Consider the following 7,395-nt stretch of genomic DNA (forward strand, 5'->3'; position numbering starts at 1 on the left):
TGCGCCATCACATTGTTTGAAAAAATTGCTATCATAAAAATAGCGGTTAAACTTAATAATTTTGTTTTCATAATTTAAGGGTTTAAGTATTAATTAAAAATTGTTATATAAATTTGTGAATTATGCGATAAAATTACTTCATATATATAAGAAAACACGTGATAAATATCACATCCCTTAAAATAAATGGTTGTATTTCACATATAAATGGCTGAATTTTGCTTTTAAATAAACTTTTTTCGCACTACAATAATTATTCGCTCTTTTAGTTTTATGAACTAAAATGTTCATAAATTCTTTTATAATTAATTTAAATATTTAGAAATAAATAGCAATTAGAGGCTATTTTATGGTAAGAAATAGAAAAAAGAAAATGTTTAAAAAGTGTTGAGATTTGTAATTCTTATGTCATTTTTTAGAAATAATATAAAAATTTGTGATAATTAGTTAATTTAGCAAGGTCTAAATAGTTTAAAAAACATGAAATTTATTAGAACAGAAATTCCCGATGTGGTTTTATGTAAGCCAACTATTTTAAACGATGAAAGAGGTTACTTTTTCGAATCGTTTAAAAAAGAACAGTTTGAACAGTTTATTGGTGGTTCTATTAATTTTATTCAAGATAACGAAGCCAAATCTACAAAAGGAGTTTTACGCGGGTTGCATTATCAATTACCACCTTTTGCACAAGCTAAATTAGTGCGTGTTGTTAAAGGTAGTGTATTAGATATTGCTGTTGATATACGAAAAAACTCCCCAACTTTTGGCCAATATGAAGCTGTTGAATTAAGTGAAGAAAATAAGTGTCAATTGTACATTCCAAAAGGTTTTGCTCACGGTTATGTGGTGTTAAGCGATGAAGCAATTTTTTGTTATAAAGTTGATAATTATTATCATAAAGCGTCTGAAAGAGGAATGATGTATAATGATACTACTTTGCAAATAGATTGGAAATTATCGAAAGAACTACTATTAATTTCTGAAAAAGATAAGATGCAGCCTACTTTTGAAAATGCTGATTTGTTTGAAGAAAATTTCAGTTTAAATGGGTAATTTACTAATTACAGGTTCAAAAGGGCAATTAGGATTGGCATTGAAGAGTTTGGAACATAATTTTTCTAATTACATCTTCTTTTTTACCGATAAAAGTAATTTAGATATTTCCAATTTTGAAGAAGTTTCTAGGTTTATTTTAATTAATAAGATAACAGTTATTATAAATTGTGCCGCTTATACACATGTAGATAAAGCTGAAGACGAACCAAATTTAGCAACTAAAATTAATAGTGAAGCAGTTCAAAATTTAGCTAAAATTGCGAAAAAGAAAGCTATTAAAATTATACATATTTCAACCGATTATGTTTTTGATGGTACTTCTAAAATTCCATATGTAGAAACTTCAAAAACCAATCCTCAAAATGTGTATGGAACTTCAAAATTAAGAGGGGAACAGGCTTTTTTAAAAGTAAATCCAAACAATTCTATAATTATTAGAACATCTTGGTTGTACTCAAATGTTGGTAAAAATTTTGTAAAAACAATGTTGAAGTTAAGCCAAGAGAAAGAAACTGTTTCGGTAGTTTCAGATCAAATTGGATCTCCAACCAATGCGTATGATTTAGCAAAAACCATGTTACAAATTATTCCTTTATTAAAAAGTGATGGTGTACAAGTATACCATTATGCAAATGGTGGTGAGTGTAGTTGGTTTCAATTTGCGAAAGAAATTATGAAACTGGCTAACTCTAAGTGTGTTGTGCTGCCAGTTTCTTCAAAAAAATTCAATTCAAAAGCTAAAAGACCAAATTTTAGTTTATTAAATACTACTAAAATTAAGGAAGTGTTTTCTCTTGAAATACCTGCTTGGGAAACTTCACTAAAAAATTGTTTAGAAAGTAGGAATATTACGAGTTAAGTAATCTAATTATTTCATTTAAAATAAGAATTGAAACCTTTTGCACATTCCTTATAAAATTTTATCTTTAACCTTTTGCCTAAACACATAAAACATACATTAAATGAATGCAATATTAGTAACAGGAGGAGCCGGTTTTATAGGTTCTAATTTAGTGGAACATTTGGTAAATACATACCCAAATTATAACATTGTAAATATAGATTTATTAACATATGCGGGAAATTCAGAAAATTTAAAATCTGTTGAAAAGGCACCAAATTATACGTTTGTACATGGAGATATTTGTGATCGAGATTTAATAGAGCGCGTTTTTCAGCATTATATAGTTCATGGAGTTATACATTTAGCTGCAGAATCTCACGTAGATAATTCTATTTCAAATCCGGGAGTTTTTATTGAAACAAATATAAAAGGAACTTTTACCTTGTTAGATGTTGCTTATAAATATTGGATGGAAAAGCCTTTTGTGTATAAAAAAGGGTTTGAAAACAATAAATTTTTACACGTTTCAACCGATGAGGTTTATGGAACTTTAGGCGAAACAGGTTTATTTACTGAAGAAACACCTTACGCACCAAATTCACCTTACAGTGCTTCAAAAGCTGGAAGTGATATGATTGTTAGAAGTTATCATCATACCTATGGAATGAATACGGTAATTACAAATTGTTCAAATAATTACGGACCTAAACAACACAATGAAAAGCTAATTCCAACAGTAATTAGAAAGGCATTAGCAGGTGAAAATATTCCAGTATACGGAGATGGCAAAAATATTAGAGACTGGTTATATGTGTTAGATCATTGTAAAGGAATTGAATTGGGATATTTTGAAGGAAAATCAGGAGAAGTTTATAATATTGGAGGGAAAAACGAGCAAAACAACAATTATATTGTCGCTAAAATATGTGAATTGTTAGATGGTTTAGTACCGTTAAAAGATAAAAGTTATAAAGATCAGATTAGCTATGTTGAAGACAGAGCAGGTCACGATTTTAGATACGCAATAGATGCCACTAAAATTGAAACTAAGTTAGCTTGGAAAGCCGATGAAAATTTTGATTCAGGTATTTTAAAAACAATTGAATGGTATTTGAAAAAGTATAAAGGGTAAAACCAAAAATTAGATGAAGACTAAAACCAATACCAAGAATAAAACTAAGTAGTTGTAAGTTCACAAGAAACGTCATTGCGAAAGAGGAACGATTGAAGCAATCTTTCTCTAAGAAATGAAGAAGTTGAATTAAGACCAAAACTAAGGTTAAAACAGCAACCGAAAAGCCTTTGTATTAGTCAAATAAAACCAACAACCGAAAACAGATAATCCCAAAACAATGAAAAATAACTACATAAGTAACAGTAAAATCTTAGTAACAGGAGGCGCTGGATTCATTGGCTCTAACTTGTGTGAAACCTTACTTCAGCTTAAAAATAAAGTAGTATGCTTAGATAATTTTGCTACCGGAAAGCGTGAAAACATTCAACACTTATTAGAGAACCCAAACTTTAAATTAATAGTTGGCGATATTAGAAATATTGAAGATTGTACTAAAGCTTGCGAAGGAGTAGATTATGTGTTGCATGAAGCAGCTTTAGGTTCTGTTCCGCGTTCAATAATAGATCCAAAAACCACGAATGATGTTAACATTTCTGGGTTTTTAAATATGTTAACAGCAGCTAGAGATGCAAATGTAAAACGATTTGTGTACGCGGCAAGTTCATCAACATATGGAGATTCTAAAGGATTGCCAAAAGTAGAAAATGTCATTGGAAAACCATTATCACCGTATGCAATTACCAAATATGTGAATGAATTGTATGCTGAAATATTTTATAAAACCTATGGTTTAAATACAATTGGCTTGCGTTATTTTAATGTTTTTGGAAGAAAACAAGACCCAGAAGGAGCATACGCTGCAGTTATTCCAAAATTTGTCATGCAATTTATGAAGTATGAATCGCCTTTAATAAATGGTGATGGTGAATTTTCAAGAGATTTCACGTATATAGATAATGTAATTCAAATGAATTTATTGGCAATTAGTACTAGTAATACGAAAGCGTTAAATCAAGTATATAATGTAGCATTTGGCGAAAGAGCTACCTTAAATAATTTAGTTGAAGCATTAAAAAGAAAACTGGCTAAATTTGACTCCAAAATTGCAGCTATTGAAATTAAGTACGGGCCAGAAAGAGCAGGAGATATTCCACATTCATTAGCATCTATAGAAAAAGCAACAAAACTATTAAATTATAAACCCGAATATTCCTTGGAAAACGGATTGGAAAAAGCAGTAGCATGGTATTGGGAGAATCTAAAGTAATATCAGTTATCAGTTATCAGTTAGAAAAAGGAAATGAAAAGTTATAAAGATTTAGATATTTACACATTGAGTTTATCTTTGTTTTATAAAACACATACACTTTCGTTAAAATTACCGAATTATGAAAAATATGAACTAGGTAGTCAACTAAGAAGGTCTTCAGATTCTGTAGTGTCAAATATTGTTGAAGGATATGGGAGAAAACAATATAAAGCTGATTTTATAAAGTTTTTAACATACTCACATGCGAGTAATCTTGAAACTACGTGTCATTTGGAAAAAATAGAATTCTTATACCCAGATATAGCAAATGAAGCTAGAAGATTAAAAGATGAATATGATAAATTAGGAGCTAAAATTTTTAGCTTTTTACGTTATGTAAAAAGTAATTGGAATAAATTTGAATGAAGAAGGGTTTTAAAAATTAGTACTTTTACAAACCGAAAACCGAAAACCGAAAACCGAAAACCGAAAACCGAAAACCGAAAACCGAAAGCCACAAAAATGAAAATAGCAATAATAGGATTAGGATATGTAGGATTACCATTAGCACGATTATTCGCTACAAAATACCCAGTAGTCGGGTTTGACATCAATGAACAACGTGTTTCAGAATTAAAAAAAGGAGTAGATAGCACATTAGAAGTTGAAAATGAAGTACTTAAAAAAGTACTGGTAGAAAAACCTTCAAATGAAATAGGGTTATATTGTTCAACAGCTATTCAAGATATTGAATCTTGTAATTATTACATTGTAACAGTACCAACACCTGTAGATAAAAATAACAAACCAGATTTAACTCCGTTAGTGAAATCAAGCGAGGCAGTTGGGAAAGTATTGAAAAAGGGAGATGTTGTTATTTATGAATCAACAGTGTACCCAGGCGCTACAGAAGAAGTTTGTATCCCTATTTTAGAAAAATCTTCGGGATTAATATTCAACAACCATTTTTTCGCAGGATATTCACCAGAGAGAATTAATCCAGGAGATAAAGAACATACCGTTGAAAAAATATTAAAAGTAACATCGGGTTCAACTCCTGAAGTTGGAAAAAAAGTAAACGATTTATATGCATCAGTAATTATTGCTGGCACACATCTAGCGCCTACAATTAAAGTTGCTGAAGCTGCAAAAGTGATAGAAAATTCACAACGTGATATTAATATTGCCTTTGTAAATGAATTAGCTAAAATTTTTAATTTATTAGATATTGATACAAGTGCAGTGTTAGAAGCTGCAGGTACAAAATGGAACTTTTTACCATTCAAGCCAGGCTTAGTTGGTGGTCATTGTATTGGAGTAGACCCATATTATTTAGCACAAAAAGCACAAGAAGTAGGGTATCATCCAGAAATTATTTTAGCAGGACGAAGAATGAATGATAGCATGGGAAGTTATGTAGCTACCGAAATAATTAAGCTATTTATTGATAATGAAGCTAAAATTAAGAATGCTAAAATTTTAGTATTAGGAATTACTTTTAAAGAAAATTGCCCAGATGTTAGAAATACAAGAGTGGTAGATGTGATTCAAAGTTTAAAAGACTTTGGTACAGATGTTACTGTTTTTGATCCTTGGGCAAACCCAGAAGAAGTGATGCATGAATACGGTATTGAAACATTTAAAACCATACCTTCTACTAAGTTTGATGGTGTTGTGTTAGCAGTTTCGCATAATGAGTTCTTAGACATAGATTTCAGCAATTATTTAAATAAAAATGGAATTATTTACGATGTTAAAGGGGCATTAGATTGTGAGGTTGATGGGAAGTTGTAGGTGGTAAAGGCTAAAGTGAAGAAGAAAAGTATAAAATAAAATGTCACACTGAGCCTGTCGGAGTGTTTTTTTGATGAAAAATTATTATGTATATATTGTAAAATGCTCAGATAACTCTTATTATGTTGGTGTTACTAATAATGTTGAACGTAGATTGAATGAACACAATTTAGGGAAAGATGTAAAAGCGTATACTTTTTCTAAACGACCAGTAAAGTTAGTATGGGTTGAAATGTTTTCAGAGATTAATGAAGCTATTTTACGAGAGAAAAAAATTAAAGGTTGGAGTAGATTGAAGAAGGAGGCATTGATAAACGAAGATTGGGACAAGCTAGTGTTGCTTTCTAAAAATCATTCAGAGCACGGTAAGCCTAAAGATTAAATAAAATGTCACACTGAGCCTGTCGAAGTACAATTGAACAAAAAAGTCTTCGACAAGCTCAGCCTGACACTAAATGTGTTTTCTGATTTAATTATGAGAAATTATAAGAGTTTTTAATTAATAATAAGAAGTATAAAATATGATGTCACACTGAGCCTGTCGAAGTGCAATTCAACTAAAAAAGTCTTAGACAAGCTCAGCCTGACAAATAACAAAGAATAAAATGAACATAGCAGTAATAGGAACAGGATATGTAGGATTAGTTTCAGGAACATGTTTTTCAGAAATGGGAAATAAAGTAACCTGTGTAGATATAGATGCAACTAAAATAGAAAAGTTACACAAAGGAATTATTCCAATTTATGAGCCTGGTTTAGAAGACATGGTATTAAAAAATGTAAAAAACGAAAATCTATTTTTCACAACAAATTTAGAAGAAGCTTTAAGCACTGCTGAAATAGTTTTTATTGCAGTTGGTACGCCAATGGGAGATGATGGTTCGGCAGATTTACAATATGTAGTTTCAGTAGCTACATCTATTGGAGAAACCATGCAAAAACCAATAGTGGTGGTTGATAAATCTACCGTGCCTATTGGAACAGCAGATAAGGTGAGAGACACCATTCAAAAGCAACTAAATGAAAGAGGCGTAACTATTGAATTTGATGTGGTTTCAAATCCAGAATTTTTAAAAGAAGGCGTAGCAATTAACGATTTCATGAAACCTGACAGGGTGGTTGTTGGAGCAGATAATGAGGGTGCTGTAGAAAAAATGAAACAGCTATACGCACCATTTTGTATGTCGTACGACCGTTTTATAGCCATGGATATTCGTTCTGCAGAAATGACAAAGTATGCTGCAAATGCCATGTTGGCAACAAAAATTTCATTTATGAATGAGATAGCCAATATTTGTGAAAAGGTAGGAGCTGATGCAAATCAGGTACGTATTGGAATAGGTTCAGACAGTAGAATTGGTTATAATTTTATTTACC

The 7,395-nt window shown here is 30.7% G+C and carries 8 protein-coding genes; all 8 read left to right on the plus strand.

Annotation, left to right across the window (positions count from 1 at the left end):
• Positions 1–480 precede the first annotated feature (480 nt).
• Entirely contained in the window at positions 481–1,053 is a 573-nt protein-coding gene (gene rfbC, locus GQ540_RS08875) for a dTDP-4-dehydrorhamnose 3,5-epimerase (RefSeq protein ID WP_291800175.1), read from the plus strand.
• Entirely contained in the window at positions 1,046–1,915 is an 870-nt protein-coding gene (gene rfbD, locus GQ540_RS08880; RefSeq protein WP_291800177.1) for a dTDP-4-dehydrorhamnose reductase, read from the plus strand. The genes rfbC and rfbD overlap by 8 nt, the downstream gene beginning before the upstream one ends.
• A 103-nt stretch (positions 1,916–2,018) precedes the next feature.
• Positions 2,019–3,032 (plus strand): dTDP-glucose 4,6-dehydratase, encoded by a 1,014-nt coding sequence (gene rfbB, locus GQ540_RS08885; RefSeq protein ID WP_291800179.1) that lies wholly within the window; start codon positions 2,019–2,021, stop codon positions 3,030–3,032.
• 220 nt (positions 3,033–3,252) lie between these two features.
• Positions 3,253–4,242, plus strand: coding sequence for an SDR family oxidoreductase (locus tag GQ540_RS08890; protein ID WP_291800181.1), 990 nt, complete (start codon positions 3,253–3,255; stop codon positions 4,240–4,242).
• Between the two features lie 33 nt (positions 4,243–4,275).
• Positions 4,276–4,650, plus strand: a complete 375-nt coding sequence (locus GQ540_RS08895) for a four helix bundle protein (RefSeq protein WP_291800183.1) — start codon at positions 4,276–4,278, stop codon at positions 4,648–4,650.
• Between the two features lie 96 nt (positions 4,651–4,746).
• Positions 4,747–6,018: a nucleotide sugar dehydrogenase gene (locus tag GQ540_RS08900; protein ID WP_291800185.1), complete on the plus strand. Its 1,272-nt coding sequence runs from the start codon at positions 4,747–4,749 to the stop codon at positions 6,016–6,018.
• A gap of 73 nt (positions 6,019–6,091) precedes the next feature.
• Positions 6,092–6,400 (plus strand): GIY-YIG nuclease family protein, encoded by a 309-nt coding sequence (locus GQ540_RS08905; protein ID WP_291800187.1) that lies wholly within the window; start codon positions 6,092–6,094, stop codon positions 6,398–6,400.
• A gap of 223 nt (positions 6,401–6,623) precedes the next feature.
• Positions 6,624–7,395, plus strand: a 772-nt coding sequence (locus GQ540_RS08910) for a nucleotide sugar dehydrogenase (protein ID WP_291800189.1), incomplete at its 3' end; no start/stop codon positions are given.

Origin of the sequence: Lutibacter sp. (genome assembly GCF_013139515.1) — a bacterium.
Lineage (GTDB): Bacteria > Bacteroidota > Bacteroidia > Flavobacteriales > Flavobacteriaceae > Lutibacter.